Origin of the sequence: Microbulbifer variabilis ATCC 700307, assembly GCF_000380565.1 — a bacterium.
GTDB classification, from domain to species: Bacteria; Pseudomonadota; Gammaproteobacteria; order Pseudomonadales; family Cellvibrionaceae; genus Microbulbifer; species Microbulbifer variabilis.
The window spans coordinates 552,270-573,656 of sequence record NZ_AQYJ01000028.1 but is presented as its reverse complement, the minus strand read 5'-3'; the positions used below and the strand labels follow the sequence as shown (position 1 = coordinate 573,656).

Genomic DNA, 21,387 nt, shown 5'->3' with positions numbered 1-21,387 from the left:
TGATGGAGAGATTCGAACAACCGAACTACGCGGATTGAATCCTGAGTCTACTGCAATGAGACACCTCAAGAGCTACGCAAATAGAAAGTGCAAAAAATTATGATAAGTTAAATTCTCTATCAGCTCGATATATGACACAGTTAATTTAAGGACCAGCACACGGGCTAAAGCGGTGAAGGCTGCAACAGCTGCCAGATATGGGCCTTCAACCAGCCAGACCTGAAATCTCAGCTCTTTTTAGGACTAAAAAAATAAAGGAGCTTAATAGCTCGCCCTTACTCTTCTCTGGGCCGCCCGCTATCTAGGAGGGTGATAGCAGCTATAAGCATCAAGAAACCCCAACTAAGCCCCCTTCACGCTTAATAGTCAATCGGGAGCTTCTCTAAATCCAAGCTAGGCCACTACAGTCTGAATATGATGTAATTGTACAGCAGCGAGTATTACCCCAAAACCCAGTAAATCTTATATTTGGCATACCAAGCACTAGCTACTATGAAGTGTATTTCTTGCAACAACACGCTACTAGATTCTGATAAATTTTGTTCTAAGTGTGGTGTCAAAACTTCACCTGTTGAGACAATTCACTCCAAGGCAGGTAAATCGAAGCAAGCTTGGTATCAAACCGGCTGGGCTTGGTTTTGGTTGATTATTTTTTGGCCAGTTGGAATTTATGGTCTTGTGAAAAGGGCAAAACCTCAGCATCAGAAATGGTGGTGGGCAGGAATTGCTGCCTTCTTGCTGGCTATAATCTTGACACCCCCTCCCCCTAAGCAATCAAGTTCAGCTTCTGTGAGCAAATACCCCAAAAGCACCTCATCTTATAGTGACTGGAAAATCTGCGTTAACCATGCCCATTGGGGAGAGTTGGCCGCAAGAGAAGGGATGGCTGCCGCAGAAGACAGGAAGTGGCGAATCTGTGGTACAGAACCATAAAAAGATTCGCCCCTCTAGGTAACCTTGGCCGAAGGATTGACCCTCTATTACCGAATTACCTTTTGGGGAAATGCCTGCTAGGGAAGGTTTTTCCACAATCAGATAAACCAAGTTTGTAACCGCCCTCATATGAGACAATGCTGGCCTCCGTTTGTGGGAATGATTCTAGAGGTAAATAGTGGTGAAGTATTTTGACTACTTCGTTAGAACACTTTTGGCGATATACACTGTAATTATCACTTTTGGCTTCTCTAAGCAGCTAAGCTCAATATTACCCAGCCTGTTGATGGATAAAGTAGGTATATTAGTTGAGACTAGCGAACCAGTAATATATATACTGAGCCTTACTGTCGTTTTAATAGGTTATGCCCTCGCATACGGCATTATTAGAGGTTGCATCTGGTTTGCAAACAGTGAAGGGGGGACGAAAACAGCTGATAGTATTGATTTAGCTTTTGACAAGCTAGTAGCTTCTCTCAAACTAACAGTGAAAGCCATCCTCTTTATTGGGTTAGCAATCGTAGCGGGAGTAGCAATCTATTACATAGTGGGTGGAATTGCATCACTATCAATTAATACTCTGTTGGCCTTAATACTCCTCGCGATAATCTTCCGTAAGTAGAATCCACTTACTCCCTAGTTACAGGAATTGTATTCACCTTTCGCAAGGTGCATATGGAAAAAAACTGGGAGGGCAAGCTGGTACTGGTATTAGAAAGGTGGGCGCCTCCTGTTGACAAATGTTGACATCAGCGAAGGTTTTGTTCGCGTCAGTAAGGGGCTCCGGGAAGCCTGCCGGCGCATGCCACATTGGGCCAACCAGGAGCATAACAGAGCTAGGTAACTTACGCGCCAAACTGAGGTTACTTTGCTCTAGTGGACGGGTTTATTGACGGGTTTTGAAAAAAAGAAAATATTTAATCTCTGTTTATCAATGGGTTATAGCTATTTTTCGACTCCCGCCATCTCCACCAAATCGAAAAAGGCCAACCGCAAGGTTGGCCTTTTTTATTGCCTTTACACCACCCTGAAAACCTTCAGTTTTTAAGGCTAAGCAAGTCCCTCAAAATGGACAACAATCTCATCAAAATGCAGCTATCCCCCATTGCATAACCTACTGATTAACTTTTATTAAATCCGGCTTCCCATCTTGATTATCGTGCCGCATTGCATTTTTACCGCCACTCAAAAGCCCAGTCTGGTCCGGCTCTTCAGAACCTGATAACCGCTCTTTGGCACGTTTTTTAGCCCTCTCCTTCCTCCGCTTTTCCTATTCAAGTGTGCCCTTTAAGGAACATTTTTCATGCTGTCACACAATGCTCCTCCAACAGTAATCACCGTGAGCGTTATAGGTAAAATCTTTGCTGGTGTAATAGTCGAGTAACTTTTTGTTGACAGGCTCCATATAGAACATCCCAACGATGGCGCAAAAAATTCTATTAACCGAAAAACACTAACGTTTCACCTGGTAGTTGCCTTCAATCTTGTTGGCTGACGCTCTTTTGGAGAGTACTGTAGATCGGGTGGCAATTTTCTTGTGGGCCAGATATTCAATTGCTGTATCAAAGAGGGCGCGTGGCGCTTCCCAGCTATTTGCCTTCTCAAAAAAATTTAATAAAGAAGACAACGGAGCATCATCATGGACGAGACTCTCACACTCTCTCCCGACGACCTGCAGCGCCGACTCAAAAAGCAAAACGCAACCCTCACACTCTCTCCCGACGACCTGCAGCGCCTGCTGGGCAAGCAAGCTACACAGCTAGATAGTTCCACCTCGCTCTCTTTCGAATTCACGCCAACATCTCAAACAGACACAATGCGGCGCGACCCCATCCTTGGCCAGCTCTTGCAACATGAAGCTCGCATGCTGGAGTGGCTCGGTGAATCTGAAGGCAATGCGCGTCAGTTCGTGCTCGACCCAATTGCGACTTTTCAGCGGATATGCGATCCACGCCCCGAGCTGGTCCAGGGACTGCGCGGCCTGGTTGACCGAGAGGAGCCAAGCGACTTAATTGAAGAAGAAATTGAAGAGCAGCAAGGTCTGCAAGAAGTTGAATCCTCGCCAGATCCGGACCTTTCGCAAGGTTGGGACTTGATCAGTGCCTCGACTCAAGGGGCGGTCAACAATTGGATTAACGAGCTCTTCGAAGGCGACTCCGGCCAATGGTCCTTCAGCGGAAGTGTCGGCAAGGGCCCCGCCAAGGTTCGCTACGAGTTCGCATTTGATTGTCCCGCTTTCATTAATCCCGAAGACCAAAAGGCGACGCTCGACCTGCCCATCACAGGGTTCATCAAGTTCCCAGGTATCACAAGCAACATCGAAGATGCGCAGGGCCAAAGCCCCGGTCACGCCCGGCTCGTTCTTGACCTCGACAAAATGCAAGCCAGCGCCAGCATCAACCATTATGGGCAAGTCACCGTGACCATCAAGAAGCCCAACTGGGACATGATGGAACTTGACCTCAACGATATTCAACTTTCAAAGTCGATCAAGGGTCTCGACATTACCGACGCGATGAAAGGAGCAGTCGACCAACTCATCTCAAGTTTTGATTGGCCCATCAAGTACACGGTTGCTCAACACACCCCCCTGCCCGCCGGGAACCTGGATATCGGGGTGATGTATACAGCCTTTGATGGCGACTCCGACTCAAACCTGTTCGGACTTGGAATATGCCGTGGGAATCGCCAGCCAATAGACGCGCTTCTACCACAGACTATCCCTAGCAACTGTACATCGGCGCTCATCGTATCCAACGACATCATTTTGACTTCGGTGGCCGCGGCGATTGCTGAAGCAACGCCACTGACCTCATCGCAGCTGACGGTGACAGATACCTACCCCGAGAAAATGTACCTCAACACAGACGTCGAGGATGTGATTGAGGGTGCGCATATCAAAATCAAAGAAAATAACCTCCAAGCGGCGTTCAACAACGATGGCGATCTTGTTATCAGTGCCGACATCAGAGTCAAGCGTGGGGCCATGACCCTGTGGGTCTACCAAACCCTAAAGCTCTCTGCGACGATAAGCTTCAACGCCTACGACGATGTGCTCAACATTCAGGTGAAAACAAAAGCGAAGCTCCCTTTCTGGTGGGCATTCGTTCCGCTTGGCTGGGTCATTCAATTGATCATCTCAATTTTGAGTTCAAAGAAAGGGAGTGTCGACATCGCAATTCCCGGCTTCCAGGTCAAGAAGACGAATTCGCCCGCCTATCTCCAGGTTGGCGGTGACTGGGCCTATATGCCAATCAAGCTTCATTCCACCCCAATCGCGCCTCCAAATATTCAGATGATGCACATCAATCAGCAGCTGGATGAAAACGGCGGAAGGTTCCGGTTTGACTTCAGCAAATACGGCTCAGAAGTGACGAGCTTCATCGTTGCCGCCACCTACTGGTTCTTCAAGTACGAAGGAGGTACGGACCACCAGACTCAAACGCTGGGCCTGTCGCTCACCCAGGTCCACAACAAGAATGCCGTCCTCACCGTCACGCCTGACGCCACCTTGTTCGGCCAGAAGAAAGGCATAAGCCCCTCAGACTCCCAATTGACATTGTCCTGCATCGCAGTGGTCGACGGCCCTAAAGACGGTGTGATCCTACCGAGAACCATCACCGGTATCCCCAACGACACGACCAGCTTATACATCCCCCTCGATGAACCAGAAGCCTACGCAGCCCTTGGAGGCTGGGCGTGCGAGTACCACAAGGACAACGACCCGAGCGAACCCCCAAAAGCACACCATGTTCGCACCATTGAGCTCGATGCCACCGCGGTTCCGAACGGCAATGAAGTGGCGATCCAATCAACTGCGCTGATGCATGATGACTCAGACAACTACGCCATCGCATCGATTGATGGCAATCTCATTGAGCTGAGCAATAGCCCCCCTCTGATCGCAAAGTACGTGACAAACCTCCAAAACACGAGTGATGACGTGTATGTCGAGATGGGCCAGCCCATAAGCGACGCAGCAGTGTTCTTGTCTGGCTATCGCGTCCACTACGACAGCAGTGACCACGACATCCGGCAAGTCGGCGGGGGTTCGGAAACCTATTCCACGTCAGGCTCGCAGGTCATACTGCACAGTCCACACGCACTCATCGGCGACGGCGACTCGGGAAACAGCAAGCACACTCAAGAAAACAGCGAATCGCACGTGTCGTTCCTAATTATCGCAGTACCGGAGTAAATCGCGCGGTTGCTCAGGTGGCCATTACACGCCTGGGCAACCTATTCGTTACCAGAATCCCGCGACGGTGTGTACACGCTCCAGTCTTCTTTGGACGCCGCACCGTCAACGCCCCACGACAAACTGTAGTGGCGCGCAGTTTGTTAGTGAAAAGTAAGCGATGCACGAACTACTTACGATACTGAATACTGTGATTTATGTACCACTGACTTTGCAGCAGCGTTTGGACCCTTTGCCTTCAAAAAGCTTTATGGATACTCCATGATTTCTAGTGGGCAGGTACGGAAATAATATTTGAAATTTTTCTGTAGATTTATAGAGCGAAAGCCCCAAAAGTCGCCGAAGTCCTAGCGAAAAATAATGTGCCTGGAAAAGAACCCAAGCAAACGAACCTTTAATCAGAACTACCCTACTTTATCGACCAGCCACTTCATATTATTGAGATCGCGCGGTTTTTGATCAGTAAAATCAGGCACCTTGGTGTAAAGAACGCATAGAAAAATACGCTATGCCCTATGCTTCAAGTACTCTTAACAAATTAAACAGAGTGTTGCCATGAATAAATCCAGGCATGAAACTTTTATGCAAGCAGCGATTGAGGAGGCACGTAAGGGTTTAGCTGCGGGAGGTGTCCCCATTGGTAGCGTAATCGTACTAAATGATGAAATTATCGGCAGGGGCCACAATCAGCGTATCCAACAGGATAGTGTGATCAAGCATGCTGAAATGGATGCATTGGAAAACACAGGGAGGTTGCGCGCTGCCGATTACCAAAAATGCACGCTTTATACGACTCTGTCACCCTGCTCAATGTGTAGTGGAGCCATTCGCCTATACGGCATTAAAAATATTATTATCGGTGAAAATAAAACTTTCCAGGGTGATGAATCATTACTCAAATCTGAAGGTGTAAGCTTGGTTGTTCTTAATAACCTTGAATGTATTGACATTATGAATCAATTCATTGAGCAACACCCTGAAATTTGGCATGAAGATATTGGCGAGTAAGAAACCATTAACTGCAAAGTGTCTTTATAGTGGCCAGCCTATAAACCAAATTATTAGAAAAGATTGACATTTCATGGATTCTTTCGATGTTTACACTGTGGCTTTCAAGAATTCAATTGTGTTTGAGAAGCTACACGGCCTCCTACTCAGCACCAATCTGACACATTACTGGTCAGCCTGATAGTTGCTAAGCAGGCCCAATCGATGAAGGCTGCAACAGCCACCAGATATGGGCCCTAGCCTGAAGATACCTGAGGTACAACAACTATCCTAGATGGAAGTTTCAGCAGTAAGAGCAGCCCTAAAACTACCCCCTCTCCTATTCTGCCCCCCTGGAGAATTGGGAAAACTTGTGTGGACAGAAATCAGTTGGGGTGCCAAGCACATAGAGCTGCCCAGCGAAAAAGTGAAAATGGGCCAGCCACACATTATCCCTCTTGCTGAACAGGCTATTGCCTTACTGCAAGAACTGGAGCCGCTAACAGGCCATGGCAAATATGTTTTCCCATCAGCTCGAGGCCAGTGCCGTCCACTGTCTGATAACGGTGTGAGGGCTGCGCCCAGGTCATTGGGCTATGACAATGAAACCATGACCGCCCACGGCTGCCGTGCAATGGCCCGTACTCCATTAGACCGCGACACTCGGCAGATTTAATTTAGAATTCGCGTTTTCATCAAGGAAAAAATTGAATGTGGCACGTGCATCTCAAATCAGAGAGGTAGAACACATTCTTCAATGGATTTACGAGGATAAAAGGATATGTCTATCAACGAACATGCAACCAAGGTACAGGTGAGTCGACTGGTTAACACCGCTCTGGCAGCGATTAAGAATAAAGATCCGAGACTTGATCAGACTCTGGTCCACACCTTGGATCAACTCAGCTTAATAAGCCGGAACCTGAATACTGCCAAACATAACGTACAGCACTTTGGTGGAATGATGGCGAGCGGCGCTCATGGACAAAACGCCTACCGAGCCAATCAATCCATGAACTCGAAGCTTAGGACCCTCTCATCACTTGAAGCCTTCCTCGCAGAAGAATGGAAAAAGCTTGGTAAAGCAGTTGACGCTTTTAGGAAACAGCTACCATGGGACGGCAAGACCGAATTGGAACTCCTGGACATGCTTGCGGGAGAAATCGAATCGTTCGATAAATTACTTAAGAAAAACGTTATTCAGGTTCCAAAACACCAGTCCAATCCACATCAAACGATGACCCTTCAAAGAGAAATCACCCAATTAAAGGCAATACCCGCTCATACAGCGCCAAGTATGCTTGTCTTAATTTCCATCGGCCTTCGGTTATTTGCAATGTACGTCGGTTCTAAAAGAGTGACTAGCAATTGATAGTCTCGATTTCCCTTTTAGCAGTTTGCTAGGCGCGGGACGTTTTTCATCCGACAGGCTCAATGCCTGTCGGAGCCTTCTAAGTAAGTGGGGTCAGATCAATATTGTGTTAGGAATACCCACATTTATGGTAAAGCCATACATAGGCGTTCCAGCAGTATTTCCGTCACCCGCCTGGCATACTGTTTCTCGATAGATTGAACCAGACAGGATTTGTAGCCCCCCACCAGAAAGTTCCCGAGCACCGATACTCCCGATTGAAGTAACGCACATAAAAGGCGTGATGGGACACCCACAGAAGATAAAGCATCCTACGTCACACCATATTGCACTGTTTATACACCAGCAACACGCGGATGACTGGGATCTAAAAGAAGTGGTGTCTCGTTGGTATCGATTATGCAAAGGCTCAGCTTTATCACAGCGTTTTTGTAGAGATGAAACCCAGATCACGCCGAACTCACCCAACTCACAGAGGTAGTAAAAATTTGGAAGGCACGACTTACCGATGCCAGTTGGTTCATGCACTGTCTGAACGAATCCATTGCGAGAGAGGCCAACCGCGAAGACCAGTGTACCGGACGCCTCTGGGAGGGGCGCTCTTGTAGTGGCCAAATTTACTACACCACTACGCTCCATCCATTATGGCGGTTAGTCACGATTTTCGAAGCCTACCTCTTAGCTTCTTTTAAATCCGGCTTCCCATTCCCATCAGGGTTATCATCCCGCATTGCATCTTTACCCCCACTCAGAAGCCCCATCTTATCCACATCTTCAGAACCTGATAACCGCTCTTCAGCACGCTTTTTAGCGCGCTCCTTTCTCCACTTTTCTTATTCAGGGGGGGTGTTTTTCATTGGTCTACAATGCTCCTCCAACAGTAATCACCATGAGAGTTATAGGTAAATCCCTTGCTGGAATAATAGTCGCGTACCTTGGTATTTACAGTGAAGACTTCGAGAAAGGCTTTGCCACAGTGGGTTGGTCACAGCTGGGAGACCTAAGCCAGTATTCAAGCACCGAGCGCTTGCGGGACGAATACATCAAGATTTACGGTAATGACAAGCCCGCGGCTACCGGCAATGCCCTCGCTATGATCCTGAAGTTTCGCGATCAGATTGCCGCAGGCGATTATATTGTGAGCTACAACCCGGAGACTCGTAACTGCCTGTTGGGGGTCGATAAAGGGAAATATCTCTACCAGCCGGATATTATCGGTGACTACGCCAACCTGCGTAAGGTGGAATGGCTCGGTAAAGTCAGCCGCGATCTTCTGCCACAAAAAGCCAAAAACTCCCTCGGCTCCACCCTCACCCTCTTCTCCCTAAGCCAGGGAACCATAGAAGCCTTCTTAACCATATTTGAGGGCCGCACGGTAACACCTCAGGAAGATGAAGCCGCAGAAACTGATAGCGCACAGCTCAAAGACGAAACCTTGGCCCAGAGCCACGAACTAATCAAAGACAAGATCACCGTATTACTGCCCGAAGAAATGAAAGAACTGGTGGTGGCGATACTGCGCGCAATGGGCTTTAAGGCCAAGGTATCCCCCAAGGGCCCGGATCGCAATGTCGATGTGATCGCCTCTCCAGGCAGCCTGGGCCTTACCCAGCCGCGCATTAAAGCCGAAGTAAAACATCGCAACGGCTCCATGGGTGCCCCCGCCATACGCGGCTTTATCGGCGCGCTGCGTGAAGGGGACTCGGGCCTGTTTGTCAGCACCGGCGACTTCATCCGTGAAGCCCGCTACGAAGCCGACCGCTCCACCTTTCCCCTCACCCTGAGGGATCTCGATGACCTGGTCGACTTAATCGTCAGCCACTGTGAGAACTTCGATTTGGAAGGCCGGGCACTGATGCCGCTGGTACGGATTTATTGGCTGGTGGATTTCTGAATGCTGACTAGAAAAGCTGTACAACACCTTGGCTGGACACCTTCGTCAATTAGACTTTGAGCAGCTGTGAGAAGGTGAAATTGATATTGCTTAAAATTAAACCCAAAAAATATAATTAGCATTATAAAATATCTAACTGCTTCAAGACTGGAAATTTTCTTGAAACTATGATCTTTATTTGAACCCTGAGTTAGAAAAAATAAGTTTTTAATTTTTATAAAACCTAGATTTCTGCTTAGCAAAACACATAAAAAAATTCAAAATATTAACTTCCTGGGAAACATTAAATACCTCAATATTAAGCATCGAAATTAATTTGAGAGGATGATGAGATTCGCTAAAGTGATGTCGGGCCCCGTTGGAATTGGGACCCGGTAGGTCGTTATTTAGAAGCTAATGCTCGTTGACCAGAACGCAAGTCGATAACTACGACTCCATCGACACCCTGTATATCACCATTATAGGCATAGCCAAAGAGCCGGCGACCATCCGTGTCGATGGTCATGGAATTGAGGCTAGCCACTGCAACACCGTCACCGCGGCAGTCGCTGTGGCACCATTTGCCGCTAGACAGTGTTGATTGTGAGAGGTCATCCAAATCGATGGCAACCAGATTTCCGCTTTCGGTGCTCACCAGAAGCTGATTGCCGATTGTATCCAAGACAACGTCTGTAGGAGACTGTGCTGTGTTGACGCCGTGCACCGAGGCGGTGAAAGTGCTCTTGTCACCAGTAGTCAGGTCTACTTGCCAGATGCCACCGGTACCGGAATCGCTGACGAAAGCGCGGTTGTTCGTGGGATCCAGCGCCAGGCCGGAAACAGAGTCAAATAAGGGCGCAGAACTGAAGAGATTATCGAAAATAATTTCCCTGTCGCCACTGTTAAGGTCGACACTCATCAGCCCTGAGGCCTGTAATAAAACTATACGATTGTTCGCGGAATCTAGCTCCATGGCCACTACGCTACCGGTGAACGCAGAGCCTTTACCAATTCCAGAAGCAGAGATTACTTCCAGTTCGCCGCTTTCTAGATCGACTTTGGCCAATTGGTCTGAGTTCTCATCGAATATATAAGCGTGGCGATCTGAATCACCTGCAACGATTGTGGACGCTACCACTCGCGGCGAAGCGCCAGGATCAAACTGAGACACGAGGGTGCGGTTGCCATTTTGCAAATCTATTTCTGCGGCTGCGTAATCATTTTGGGAGATCACGAATAACCGATCGGTTGAACGGCTATAACTCACGTCGTCCCATGAATAGCTTGGTCCCGTCCCTACATGGTTGGAGGAAATTTCTGTACGGTCACCGGTACTAGTATCCACAGACATGATCACCGGATCAAAGTGAATTCCAGACACCAGTAAGCTTTTGCTGTCAGCTCCTCGACTAATTGACCAAGGGTTATAAAGCCGCAAACCTTCACCCTTTGTCCGGCTTGTTATAATTGACCGATCACCGGTTGCTATGTCCACTTGTAGGACATTATGCCTGCCACCGCCAGCAACATAAATTTGATCATTATCAATATCGACGATCAAATCCATTACACTTGTGATGGATTCGCCGCCGCCGATACCATTCCCGCTTATTGTCGTTCTATCGCCACTGGCAATATCTATCTTGAGAATAGAATCGGACCCTTCATCACCCACGTAAAGCTGCCCATTCGCCTCATCTAATGCGATACTCGTCGGATACACCATGTCGGGCCCAGTGCCTTTCGGAGATGATGAATCGGAGCTGGATATCTTGGCGTAACCGCCGTTTAACAAGTCAAATTCAATAATCTCACCATGCGTTCTTGTTGCTCTTGTGGCGTAAGCTATACCTCCATAGCCCGTCAATGCCAGGGCGGTGAGGTCTGCAGGAATCCAGGTGGTCAATTGCGTGCGATCACCGGTAGAGCGTTGTACAGAATAGATACTCCCGTCGCTATTTAGTACGACAAAGTGGTCATCGGCAGGATTGGCACGCACATTAGGAAATTTTTGTACCATATCGATTGGGTTTAGTGCCGGACCGGAGCCTACCGATGAACCAGAAATCACGCGACGTGCACCTGCACTATCTATCTCAAATATCACATCCAACGCCGTATCGGCGAAATACCTACTTCGATATAAGTTGTCGTAGGACACACCGACTGGCCAAAAAATTAAAAGCTCATTTTTGACAGAAAGTGAATCCTGAACCGCTTCACCAGTAACGAACTGGGCTGAAAGACTATATGAATCTCGACCTTTATTAATCTCTGTATCGAGATACCACAGTGACGGGGAAGTTACGTCCACGGTTGGTGACTGGCTATCGATAGCGATGCTAGCCAATTTCTCAGAAGTATTTTTACCACTTTCAAGATCGAAAACCCTGGCAGTGAGGGCAAGGCTGGAAAGCTTCCCGCCCATATTGGCCCCGCCCGTCGGGAAATCGATGCGAGCCGAAGGTGAGGACAGATTAGTCACAATGACTTGCAGCGAAAGCTGGTTTGCAACCCCTTCGCTATCAGCGGCGCTGATTGACAGCTGATAGAGGTTATCTTCGTCGCTATCCGCAGGCGACTCAAAATCTGGGGCCGTGTTAAAACGGAGTTCACCACTAGCGGAATCAATAGAAAATAATGCAGCATCAGTGCCGCCGCTCAGTGAATATGTAACATCGTCTCTATCTGGATCCTCGGCCCTAGCGATGTAAAAAATATCGCTCACACCTTCCTCGACCGAAATTTCTGTTGCGGAAGAAAACTCGGGAGCGCCATCGTTAACATCAACAACGGTTATTGCAATGGCCTGACTCGATTGACCGCCTTTGCCATCGCTGGCCTCAATCGTTACCTGATAGATATTGTCTCCATCTGCGTCTGCAGGATTCTCGAAATCCGGTGCAAAACCAAAGCGCAACTGGTTACCATTATCAATTAGAAAGCGAGACTGATCTTCGCCACCAATAAAGCTATAACTAATGCTGTCTCCATCGGCGTCACTAGCAGACAGTGTAAGTAGAACATCAGAACTATTTTCCTCAAAGGTGACTTCACTTGCGGAGATGAGCACCGGCGCGCTATTGGATGGAGTATCCGAACCTCCACCTCCACCTCCACCTCCACCTCCACCACAGGCTGATAGAAAAAGTAGTGTGAAAATTGTTGTTAGTGTTTTTCCGAAAAACTGCTTCATATTCGGTTCCCTATTTAAACGATTATTATATTTCTAGTACTGCCTAGATTGCCAATATAGGTGAAAGGTCTTGACAAATTGCATCTCGCGAGGCATTTGCCAGCCGCAGTATTTTATAAGGTTCACTTCATATCTATCTTTAATTGACAAATATCTTCACTGGTGACTTTTCTGACTTTAATAGATTTTCTAAAGTCTGATCCTTTTAGTTACTTTCGAAACATTACTTCATTTAAATTTTCATCACTGCTGTGATTGCACTATTAGTACGCCCTTACAAAATAGATTTATACCTTCGTACCACCTAACAAGACTTGAATTAAAAACGGTCCCCAAAAGAAAAATACACCTTTCTGCTTATATCTTAAAAACTCTGAAACTCCACTTATTGAAAATTTTATGTTTCATCTTTGATGAATGACATTATTTCAGCCGAGGATGTAAAGCAGTTAACCAAGTTTTTTTGGCATGACTGACCAAGCAGCTGAAAATTACCAGGCTGCCAAAGAATTAGCTTTTGAAATAGACCTTAATAGCTGCATGGAAAAGCTAATGAATATTTTCATCGGCTATACCAAAGGAGCAGGCTTTAACCAGCAATGGATTGAAGAATCCAGTAGGATTAATGGTTCATAGTTCTCATTAAAAGGATCACTATTTTGGGTTCCATTTTCAATAAGCAATTGCCATTCGGCAAAGTGAACTCATAAAAAATATAGGCGCCCAAATAATCTTATTGGATTTTATTCAGTTTTCTTCAGCGTCAAAGCTGCGTAGAATCGAAAGATATTTATCAACATTTTGGGCACTGATTAAACCGGCTTCTACAAGCCAACAGCCCAAGAACAACAAGGACAACAAGGACAACAAGAACAACAAGAACAACAAGAACAACAAGAACAACAAGAACAACAAGAATTTTATAAAAGACCCATTCCCAAAGGAGAACGGTAGCGTGACGTAAGAGACAGTAAAAGGCGCTGACCCAAGGTGCGGCAACACCCCGGGCCAGCTAACCAAATTGATAGAACAGTTATCAAAGTGGCTCCATGAATGGTACGCTAGAAACCCACTCGTCTTCAATAAAAGGTTGCAAATTCAGTAACCTGAGGAGATTCCCCAAGCACTGGGAGTCTAGCGCCCGCCTTTTTTTCTTTTACGCCTACCGTTCTCGCGCCCCTCCTAATGCCCGCAACCGATATTACTTTCCTGGCCTTCCCGTTGCGGGAGGTTTGCCAATGCTTTGCGTCTCATTAGGAAACCAATATGTTGATTTTAAACCGCCGTACAGGCGAGAACCTCAGGATTGGGGAAAACGTCTCAATCACAATATTAGAAGTTAAAGGTAATCAGGTGCGGGTAGGCATAATCGCTCCCAAGACCTTGGCGGTTCACCGCGAAGAAATTTATAGAAGAATCAAAAAACAGCAGGAGCGGAATAATGGGAGATAAAAAGCAGATTCTCCCAGTAGGGTGAGCCCTAACAATCTTGCTTTGGCCCTACTACTTCAAAAACGCTAACTACCGCAACCCTTGTGTAATCGAACAATCTATCCAGCATTTAGGGCTTCCCTATTCCAAAGGTCCTAAATGCTGGACAGAAAACTTTAACACTGCTTAGGCAAGGTCAATAAATGTAACAATTTAGCCAGCTGTACCACTTAATGCAGAAGATACAAAAGCCGGCAAAATACGTTGTTCTATCAAGCCCAGGGTTTTGTCATCATCTCTATGGCCGGTGATCGCAATCACCAAATCAAGATCTTCAATAGAGATCACATACTGGCCGCCACCGCCCCAACCAAACTTTGCGACATATTTCTTGTTGCCAACCTTCAGGGGCGTTCGCCAGAAGAAGTAGCCGTATGAAAAGTTGGTATAGTCAAACTCATCATCTGTGGGAACAGCCACTTTACCAGTAGCCTTGGTAATATACGCCTCCGGTATTAACTGGTGGCCGTTCCATTTTCCCTTATTAAGTACCAAAGTGCCCCACTTAACCATACTGCGCGATGTCATCATGGCTCTTGATCCTGCCTGGGGCACGCCGCTTACGGCTTCCTTCCAGTGATAGATATCGATCCCCATCTTCTCCAGTAGCTCTTCTTTAATAAAGTCACTCGCGGAGCCGGGAACTACAGCATCCAGAACCAGCATTGCAATCATTGGGTCTGAGCCTTGATATAAGTAAGTTTGCGAATCAGAAGTGATCGGCTTACTGTAACTTAGATAGATTTGGGCTAGCTTTTTCCCGGTTAACTGCTCAGGTTTTTCTAGTAAGGCATCGAGTTTTTCCTCTGCAATACGGATTCCTGACTGCATGCTCATGGCATGATTTAGTGTGACAAGGTCTGCGCCTTTAGCAAGCTGCTTCCTATCCAATCCTTTCAGGAAGGAAGTGACAGGCTTGTCTAGGTCTTCCATGGTCAAATACCCTAACTGTATCGCCCTCCCAATTGCCAGGGCTGTATAGGCCTTGGTGGCAGACGCTTGTGGGTGAGGAAAATTGACACGACCAAGGGAATAGTAGGATTCAAAAACCAGTTTGTTGTTTTGAGCAATTAGTAGGCTATCGTAAGGTGTATGTTGGTTATCAGCTATTTCTAGTGCCAGCTGTTGCAAACTCTCCTTGATTACATCTATCTCACCAACAGGAATACCGTCTTTTCTATCCGCTGGAGCTGTATCAATAAATGCTTTTTTAAGCTTTGGTATTGATCTCTCCAGGCCTGTGAGGTCACTACCATAGTCGGCCATATTTATTTCTGGAGCATGCAAATCTCCTGCGCCCGCAGTGACGCTTATGCCATACATTAAGCCGATTGCGATTAGCTTTTTCATAATCATCTTAGATCCCAAATTTAATTTTTAATTAATAAGACTCGATATACTATTGACTAGTGTTTCAGCTTATCGGCAAGCCAATAAATACTGCGAACTGATGTCTTTGGGAATGCTGTAGTGTGATTCGCCGATTCGATAACTGCCGGCTCCAGAGTTAAGTTAGCCAATTCTTGGTCCTTTAACTCACTAACGAACCTTTCTACCGTAGCGCCCAGTTCCTTCTCTAATTCTCCGTAAGCAATAAATACGTTTGTTTGCTTGGGTAGTTCCATCAATGGTTTGTTAGGCTCTGATTCAAGCCGAGAATCCATATAAGTGCCTATCAATCTTGATGGGCTACCGATAATGTAGTTTTGAAAAGTATCCGGTTGGCTTATTAAGGCATAAACCCCAAAGAGCCCCCCGAATGAGTAACCGAAATAAGTACGGTTATCTGGATTCGCGCGGTAATTGCTTTCGATATACTTAATAACGTCATTTCTTATAAAGGCGAGATGCTGATGGGCCTCTCCTTTATAGGTTTTTTTATCTTTATTATCTGAGGGTAGTGCTGGCTTAAAGTCCCGATATCGACTTGACCATTCATTTTCATCAGCTGGCATATCTTTCTGCCAGCCAATACCCACCAAAATGGCATCTTCCAGTGCGTATTCAGTAGTAGCCGATAGTATTTCAACTGCCCATAAAGCGTCTGTATAGTAAATAACCGGATGCTTATTAGTATCACTCTCCTCGTATTTTTCAGGCAGCTTAATAAACAGCTCGTATTCTCTATTATTGCTGGAGTCCTGAATGGGTATTATTTGGATTGTGGATAACTCCAGGGCCTTATGCTCACCTGCTTCAAGGGCAGCGATAGGTAGCAACAGGAGAAAGGCGACTAGTAAACGCTTTTTCATATCAGTATTTATACCGTTACATGTGATCGGAGAAGCGCTCAATCTAAACAAGGAGCCAGTGAAACACCTGAAGTGCTCCTGATTTTTCGATGACTTTCTACTGCTGGCATAAAGTGCTTATTTATCAATAGGTTACAAGGCGCGATTTAGATGTGATCAGGGTTTATGCTAGTATCGATAGCAAAAATTCAGCTCAAATTTTGCTCAGGTAGATACATCAATGGCTTCACAATATTGGGTGGGTGACTTCTTTATTGATTTATCCAGAAACCAGATCACCCGACATGAGCAATCACAAACTATCCCCCCAAAAGCCCTTGCTGTCTTAACCCACTTGGCAAAGCATCAGCGAAAGGTAGTGAGCCAGGATGAGCTACTGTCTGAAGTTTGGCCCGATACAATAGTCACACCAAATACGCTGCAAAGAAGTATTGCGCAACTTAGAAAAGCCTTGGGCGAGGATCGAAAGCAGCAGTCTTATATTAGAACCCATGCCAAACAAGGTTATAGCCTGGAATGTGATATTGTTTGGCAAGATGGTGATTCTATTCCACAGGATAAGACAGTATCGGAAGAAAACGCCCTCTCTCCTGCTCCCCCTGCACCCCCTGCACCCCCTGCACCCCCTGCACCCCCTGAGCCTGTAATAGATATACAACCAAGTAATCCGGATTATCAAACCCAGTCAGTTAAACCAAATAGATTCCCAATATTTGCGCTAATCGGGATGCTATTATTGATATTTGTTGGATTTAATTACTCTTCACCCAAGCAAAACGCTCAGCTTATATTTGATCGATTACAGGCAGTAACGGCTACGGATCACAAAGAGTTTGGCCCCTCATATTCACCTGATGGTGAATATATTATATTTAATCGTTATTTGGATAAGCTCTGTGTTAATAAAATCTGGGCCAGGAATATACATACTCAGCAGGAAACGGAATTAACTCCCGAATGGGGTACTTATGGCCGCCATACATTATCTCCGGATGGCAAAAAACTGGTATTTATTTCAGAAGAAGACTGTACCATACCGCTAACCCAGAATACCTGTTACAACCTGGTAAGCCTGGACTTCCAAGAGGCATTAGTAAGTCCGCAACAGCCAAGTGTATTAATGCGCTGTAAAAACTCGGCCATTAAGAATCCGGCATGGTTAAATAACAATGATCTCGCTATTTTGCATAAAGAGTCTGATCGTTGGCGGTTAATCAAATATTCCGTGAGTGATAACAGCAGTCAGGTACTTTATGACCTGGAAGAGGGAAACCTAGCCCACTTTGATTATTCAATCGATGACGATTTAATAGCCGTCACCAGCTATCATCAAGATGGCCGGCTTTATATCGATATGCTGGATTCTAAGGGGGCGCTTTTAACCAGCCATCCGATTGACTATCCAGATGAGATATCTGAACACAGAGCCATTTCCCCTAACTTTTCACCGAGAGAGGATGAGCTAATCTTTAGTACAGGGCGAAGACTCTTCTCTCTCACCTATGATGGCAAGGTCAGTAGAATTCAGTTACCTCTGGACCAGTCTGCCAGCTCTCCAGACTTTCATCCAGGTGGACATAGAGCACTGGTTATTAAAGGGCAATACGATAGTGATATTGCCTTGATACCGCTAAACCTGCCTGGAGCTAGCACCACACCTTCAGAAGAAGATGTCAGCACAATTTACCCAAGCGCCACACGGTCGATTTCCGGGGAGGATGACGGTATTTTCCAACCCAATGGCAACTTGATTGCGTTTACCTCCAGGCGCTCTGGTGAAGACCAGGTGTGGGTGACTGATGGTAGTGATTTACGGCAGGTATCTCAGTTTCCAATCGATACCAATATCGACGGTATCCATTGGTCTGCCGATGGAGAAAGTATTCTGGTAAATGCCAATAACAAGCTCAATAAAATTTTCTTGGATGGCCGTGTAGAGGGCTTGCCCCTGAATGCGCCTGTTGATCAGCTCTTCCAGTGGGACAGTATCGATAATTCAGCGTTATTATCCTTGACGATTAAAGGGGTTACAAAATTTGCAGAAGTCAACTTGGATAGCCTTGAGCCCAGGTTTATCAATGAAAAACCAGTTAGCTGGGCCCAAAGAGCTAAAGATGGCCGGTTGATCTATATGGACCATATGAATCGCTTCTGGCAACCTGGCGCCGCGGAAGACCAGCTTATCGAGAAGCTAACTGATCAAGGTAGCGAAAAGAGATTTGTTATCAAAGATAATGTGATTTACTCAATCAATCGAGACGACCAGCTGTGGTCATACAATCTCGACACCGATAACTTTTCCATTTTGAGGGAAATGCATAGGGATATCGATTACTTGACCGATATTAATCAAGAGAACCTGATGATTACCTATGTTGTTGCCGCTAAAAAGGAGGTGGCTGAGCTTTTCTTACGGCAATAGCATTACGACAATACACTCTTTTTATTTCTAAAAAAATAAGATGGTTTCCTAAAAACCATCTTACTATTCCATCACGATATGATACGAACTTTAATATTGCTAAAGCTCAATTAAAGAACTACATAGCTACCTAAATAATCTCATAAGCTGATCAACTACCCACATATGGAGCTGGCTGTGATTAGATCGGCTGTGCCATGCTGCAATGACTTCAAATTTTGGGGTTTGTGTATCCAAATTGAGAGGAATCACTTTCTTATTGGGCAATAATCTTGAGGGGTAAAAAGCAATTGTGTCAGTGGCAGCAATAATATCTGGTGCGGCTGAAAAGCAAGGTACTGACATTACGATATTGCGCTTTAGTCCTTGCATAGCAAACCATTCATCGTGAGACCCTCTCAAGTTCGGGCGAGAAGGCGAAATAATCAATTGTGGAAGCTCGGCTACGTCAGCCAAAGTCAATGACCTGCCCTTTAGAGGAGATTTTTTTCCTGCAATACAAACATGTTGCTCTTCAAATAACAGTTTGTAAGGCAGGTCATCCGGGATGAAATCAGGGAAAGTGAGCGCTAGATCGATCTCGCCGGCAACCATTAATTGATTTAGGTTATCTGTTTCAAAATCCCTAACAATAACTTTAAGCTCTGGAGCAGATTTACGGACAACCTCTAGTAGTTGGGGTAGTACCGATTGAATCGCATAGTCTGTGGCGCTAATGCTAAAAACCCCCTTATAGGTTGCCGGGTCAAAAGCTATTGGGGTCAGCAGTGACTCTACATCCTTTAAAATGCTGCTGATCCTGCCGCCCAGTTGTTCGGCAATAGGAGTGGGCACCATGCCGTTACCTTGCCTAATGAACAGACGGTCATCAAATACCTCCCTCAACTTACGCAGCTGTTCACTGATTGCTTGCTGAGTTAACCCTACCTTTTCCGCTACCCGCGATAGGTTTCTCTCTTGCAGTAGCGCTTCCAATATACGTAGCTGTTTCAGGTCTAACCGACTTATACCATTCATATTTGTAACCAGGACAAAGAGTAGTTGTTTCTAATTGTATCTTTGCCTATCTATTATTCCCACCATCGTAAGGCACAGCCACATCTGGCTGGGGCTATTTAATAGCCCAAGTAGTTACTCTTCTAATTATCTGGAGATAGATATGAGCCGACCCACTAAGCGCTTTGCTCCTCAGGAATCTTATAAATTATTTATTGGTGGTGAATGGGTTAATAGCAACTCGGGGCGTACGATGGACAGCCTCAATCCTGCTACAGGCGAATTACTGACTCGCATACCGTTGGCCGATTCAAGTGATGTCGATGCTGCTGTCATTGCGGCAGAAAAGGCGTTCCCCATCTGGAAACTTACTTCCGCTATTGAACGACAGGATGCACTGCTCAAAATTGCAGACATGCTTTCAGAAAAGAAAGCATTCTTCGCCCACCTTGAGGCATTGGAAACCGGCAAGCCAATTCGCGAAACTTCAAATATTGATATCCCACTGGCCATAGACCACTTTCGCTACTTTGCAGGGGTTATCCGCTCTCACAGCGACGAAGCGGTGATGATTGATGATCAAACCATGAGCTTGGTATTCAGCGAGCCAATGGGTGTAGTCGGTCAGGTAATCCCATGGAACTACCCTCTGCTGATGGCCGCCTGGAAGATTGCACCCGCTATCGCAACCGGTAACACCGTAGTGATTAAGCCATCCGAGATGACTTCATCCACCCTGCTGGAGCTGACCAAGATTTTCAAGGAAGTATTACCAGATGGTGTGGTGAACGTTGTCACCGGCGTAGGCCCAGAAGCGGGCCAGGCTTTACTGGATCACCCTAAAGTCGCGAAGCTGGCCTTCACCGGGTCTACTGGCATCGGCTATAACGTGGCCAAAGCTGCGGCTGATAAATTGGTACCAGCTACATTGGAGCTGGGTGGCAAGTCAGCCAATATCGTATTCCCCGACACAAACTGGGAAAAAGCCCTGGAGGGCGGAGCCCTGTCTATCCTGCTGAACCAGGGACAAGTCTGTGAATCTGGTGCCCGCCTTTTTGTCCACGAAACTATCTTCGACCGTTTTACCACTGAATTAAAAGCCAAGTTTGAATCTGTAAATGTCGGCGATCCGATGGACCCCAACACACAAATGGGTAGCCAGATCAGTGAAGCGCAAATGAACCGTATTCTTGGCTACATAGATATTGCCAAAGAAGAAGGTGCGAAGATCCTTACCGGCGGTAAGCGGCTACAAAAACCGGGATTGGAAAAGGGTTTTTACATTGAACCTACAATAATTACCCATGCCGACAACGCTATGAAAGTCGCACAGGAAGAAATCTTTGGCCCAGTTGTGGTAGTGATTCCTTTCTCCTCTGAGGAGAAAGTTATAGCGATGGCCAACCAATCCGATTACGGCTTGGCAGGTGCTGTATGGACCCAGGATATCAACCGTGCACTGCGCGTTGCACGAGCCGTGGACACAGGCCGCATGTGGGTGAATACCTATCACGAACTCCCTGCCCATGCACCGTTCGGCGGTTACAAGAAATCAGGTATCGGGCGTGAAACCCATAAATCGATGATTGATGCCTACACGCAGAAGAAGAATATCTTTATCAGTCTTAATGAAAAGCCCTACGGTCTTTTTTAAACCTCACTGCAAT

At 46.3% G+C, this 21,387-nt stretch carries 15 protein-coding genes; 11 read left to right on the top strand and 4 right to left on the bottom strand.

The window, feature by feature from the left end:
- Positions 1 to 492: 492 nt before the first annotated feature.
- The 7 genes from G367_RS0118260 to G367_RS0118220 all read left to right on the top strand — a co-directional run bounded on the left by G367_RS0118260 (position 493) and on the right by G367_RS0118220 (position 9,384).
- The gene (locus tag G367_RS0118260) at positions 493 to 933 is read left to right on the top strand and encodes a zinc ribbon domain-containing protein (RefSeq protein ID WP_020414609.1); all 441 of its coding nucleotides are present in this window, start codon (positions 493 to 495) and stop codon (positions 931 to 933) included.
- A 181-nt stretch (positions 934 to 1,114) separates the two neighbouring features.
- Positions 1,115 to 1,555, top strand: coding sequence for a hypothetical protein (locus G367_RS0118255; protein ID WP_157533615.1), 441 nt, complete (start codon positions 1,115 to 1,117; stop codon positions 1,553 to 1,555).
- Positions 1,556 to 2,572: 1,017 nt separating this feature from the next.
- Complete coding sequence (locus tag G367_RS0118240; protein ID WP_020414605.1) at positions 2,573 to 5,131, top strand: hypothetical protein; 2,559 nt, start codon at positions 2,573 to 2,575, stop codon at positions 5,129 to 5,131.
- 555 nt (positions 5,132 to 5,686) lie between these two features.
- Positions 5,687 to 6,139 carry a nucleoside deaminase gene (locus G367_RS0118235; protein ID WP_020414604.1) on the top strand — a complete coding sequence of 151 codons (453 nt, stop codon included), beginning with the start codon at positions 5,687 to 5,689 and terminating at the stop codon, positions 6,137 to 6,139.
- Positions 6,140 to 6,413: 274 nt separating this feature from the next.
- Complete coding sequence (locus G367_RS0118230; protein WP_083922776.1) at positions 6,414 to 6,794, top strand: tyrosine-type recombinase/integrase; 381 nt, start codon at positions 6,414 to 6,416, stop codon at positions 6,792 to 6,794.
- Between the two features lie 105 nt (positions 6,795 to 6,899).
- Positions 6,900 to 7,490, top strand: a complete 591-nt coding sequence (locus G367_RS0118225; protein ID WP_020414602.1) for a hypothetical protein — start codon at positions 6,900 to 6,902, stop codon at positions 7,488 to 7,490.
- A gap of 889 nt (positions 7,491 to 8,379) precedes the next feature.
- A complete protein-coding gene (locus tag G367_RS0118220) occupies positions 8,380 to 9,384 on the top strand; it encodes a restriction endonuclease (protein ID WP_020414601.1) in 1,005 nt (334 codons plus the stop codon).
- Between the two features lie 382 nt (positions 9,385 to 9,766).
- Here the strand turns inward: G367_RS0118220 and G367_RS0118215 are convergent, their stop codons facing one another.
- Positions 9,767 to 12,559, bottom strand: coding sequence for an Ig-like domain-containing protein (locus G367_RS0118215; protein ID WP_020414600.1), 2,793 nt, complete (start codon positions 12,557 to 12,559; stop codon positions 9,767 to 9,769).
- A gap of 468 nt (positions 12,560 to 13,027) precedes the next feature.
- Between G367_RS0118215 and G367_RS26230 the strand changes: the two genes are divergently transcribed.
- Positions 13,028 to 13,195 carry a hypothetical protein gene (locus G367_RS26230; protein ID WP_020414599.1) on the top strand — a complete coding sequence of 56 codons (168 nt, stop codon included), beginning with the start codon at positions 13,028 to 13,030 and terminating at the stop codon, positions 13,193 to 13,195.
- Between the two features lie 630 nt (positions 13,196 to 13,825).
- Complete coding sequence (gene csrA, locus G367_RS0118200) at positions 13,826 to 14,011, top strand: carbon storage regulator CsrA (protein WP_020414597.1); 186 nt, start codon at positions 13,826 to 13,828, stop codon at positions 14,009 to 14,011.
- 192 nt (positions 14,012 to 14,203) lie between these two features.
- Here csrA and G367_RS0118195 read toward each other — a convergent pair whose 3' ends face one another.
- Together G367_RS0118195 and G367_RS0118190 are read right to left on the bottom strand one after the other, a co-directional pair.
- On the bottom strand, positions 14,204 to 15,400 hold the full coding sequence (locus G367_RS0118195) for a serine hydrolase domain-containing protein (protein ID WP_169337137.1): 1,197 nt from the start codon (positions 15,398 to 15,400) through the stop codon (positions 14,204 to 14,206).
- Positions 15,401 to 15,456: 56 nt separating this feature from the next.
- Positions 15,457 to 16,302 carry an alpha/beta hydrolase gene (locus G367_RS0118190; RefSeq protein WP_020414595.1) on the bottom strand — a complete coding sequence of 282 codons (846 nt, stop codon included), beginning with the start codon at positions 16,300 to 16,302 and terminating at the stop codon, positions 15,457 to 15,459.
- Positions 16,303 to 16,522: 220 nt separating this feature from the next.
- Here G367_RS0118190 and G367_RS0118185 point away from each other — a divergent pair, with 220 nt between their 5' ends.
- On the top strand, positions 16,523 to 18,724 hold the full coding sequence (locus G367_RS0118185; RefSeq protein WP_020414594.1) for a winged helix-turn-helix domain-containing protein: 2,202 nt from the start codon (positions 16,523 to 16,525) through the stop codon (positions 18,722 to 18,724).
- A 126-nt stretch (positions 18,725 to 18,850) separates the two neighbouring features.
- Here the strand turns inward: G367_RS0118185 and G367_RS0118180 are convergent, their stop codons facing one another.
- Positions 18,851 to 19,741 carry a LysR family transcriptional regulator gene (locus G367_RS0118180; protein ID WP_020414593.1) on the bottom strand — a complete coding sequence of 297 codons (891 nt, stop codon included), beginning with the start codon at positions 19,739 to 19,741 and terminating at the stop codon, positions 18,851 to 18,853.
- A gap of 142 nt (positions 19,742 to 19,883) precedes the next feature.
- Here G367_RS0118180 and G367_RS0118175 point away from each other — a divergent pair, with 142 nt between their 5' ends.
- Positions 19,884 to 21,374 carry an aldehyde dehydrogenase family protein gene (locus tag G367_RS0118175; protein WP_020414592.1) on the top strand — a complete coding sequence of 497 codons (1,491 nt, stop codon included), beginning with the start codon at positions 19,884 to 19,886 and terminating at the stop codon, positions 21,372 to 21,374.
- The last annotated feature ends 13 nt before the right edge of the window (positions 21,375 to 21,387 follow it).

What these genes read in the sequence shown, in the direction of transcription:
- G367_RS0118260 (WP_020414609.1), top strand. Translation starts at nt 493, where the DNA reads ATGAAGTGTATTTCTTGCAACAACACGCTACTAGATTCTGATAAATTT.
- G367_RS0118240 (WP_020414605.1), top strand. Translation starts at nt 2,573, where the DNA reads ATGGACGAGACTCTCACACTCTCTCCCGACGACCTGCAGCGCCGACTC.
- G367_RS0118235 (WP_020414604.1), top strand. Translation starts at nt 5,687, where the DNA reads ATGAATAAATCCAGGCATGAAACTTTTATGCAAGCAGCGATTGAGGAG.
- G367_RS0118230 (WP_083922776.1), top strand. Translation starts at nt 6,414, where the DNA reads ATGGAAGTTTCAGCAGTAAGAGCAGCCCTAAAACTACCCCCTCTCCTA.
- G367_RS0118225 (WP_020414602.1), top strand. Translation starts at nt 6,900, where the DNA reads ATGTCTATCAACGAACATGCAACCAAGGTACAGGTGAGTCGACTGGTT.
- G367_RS0118220 (WP_020414601.1), top strand. Translation starts at nt 8,380, where the DNA reads ATGAGAGTTATAGGTAAATCCCTTGCTGGAATAATAGTCGCGTACCTT.
- G367_RS0118215 (WP_020414600.1), bottom strand. Translation starts at nt 12,559, where the DNA reads ATGAAGCAGTTTTTCGGAAAAACACTAACAACAATTTTCACACTACTT.
- G367_RS26230 (WP_020414599.1), top strand. Translation starts at nt 13,028, where the DNA reads ATGACTGACCAAGCAGCTGAAAATTACCAGGCTGCCAAAGAATTAGCT.
- csrA (WP_020414597.1), top strand. Translation starts at nt 13,826, where the DNA reads ATGTTGATTTTAAACCGCCGTACAGGCGAGAACCTCAGGATTGGGGAA.
- G367_RS0118195 (WP_169337137.1), bottom strand. Translation starts at nt 15,400, where the DNA reads ATGAAAAAGCTAATCGCAATCGGCTTAATGTATGGCATAAGCGTCACT.
- G367_RS0118190 (WP_020414595.1), bottom strand. Translation starts at nt 16,302, where the DNA reads ATGAAAAAGCGTTTACTAGTCGCCTTTCTCCTGTTGCTACCTATCGCT.
- G367_RS0118185 (WP_020414594.1), top strand. Translation starts at nt 16,523, where the DNA reads ATGGCTTCACAATATTGGGTGGGTGACTTCTTTATTGATTTATCCAGA.
- G367_RS0118180 (WP_020414593.1), bottom strand. Translation starts at nt 19,741, where the DNA reads ATGAATGGTATAAGTCGGTTAGACCTGAAACAGCTACGTATATTGGAA.
- G367_RS0118175 (WP_020414592.1), top strand. Translation starts at nt 19,884, where the DNA reads ATGAGCCGACCCACTAAGCGCTTTGCTCCTCAGGAATCTTATAAATTA.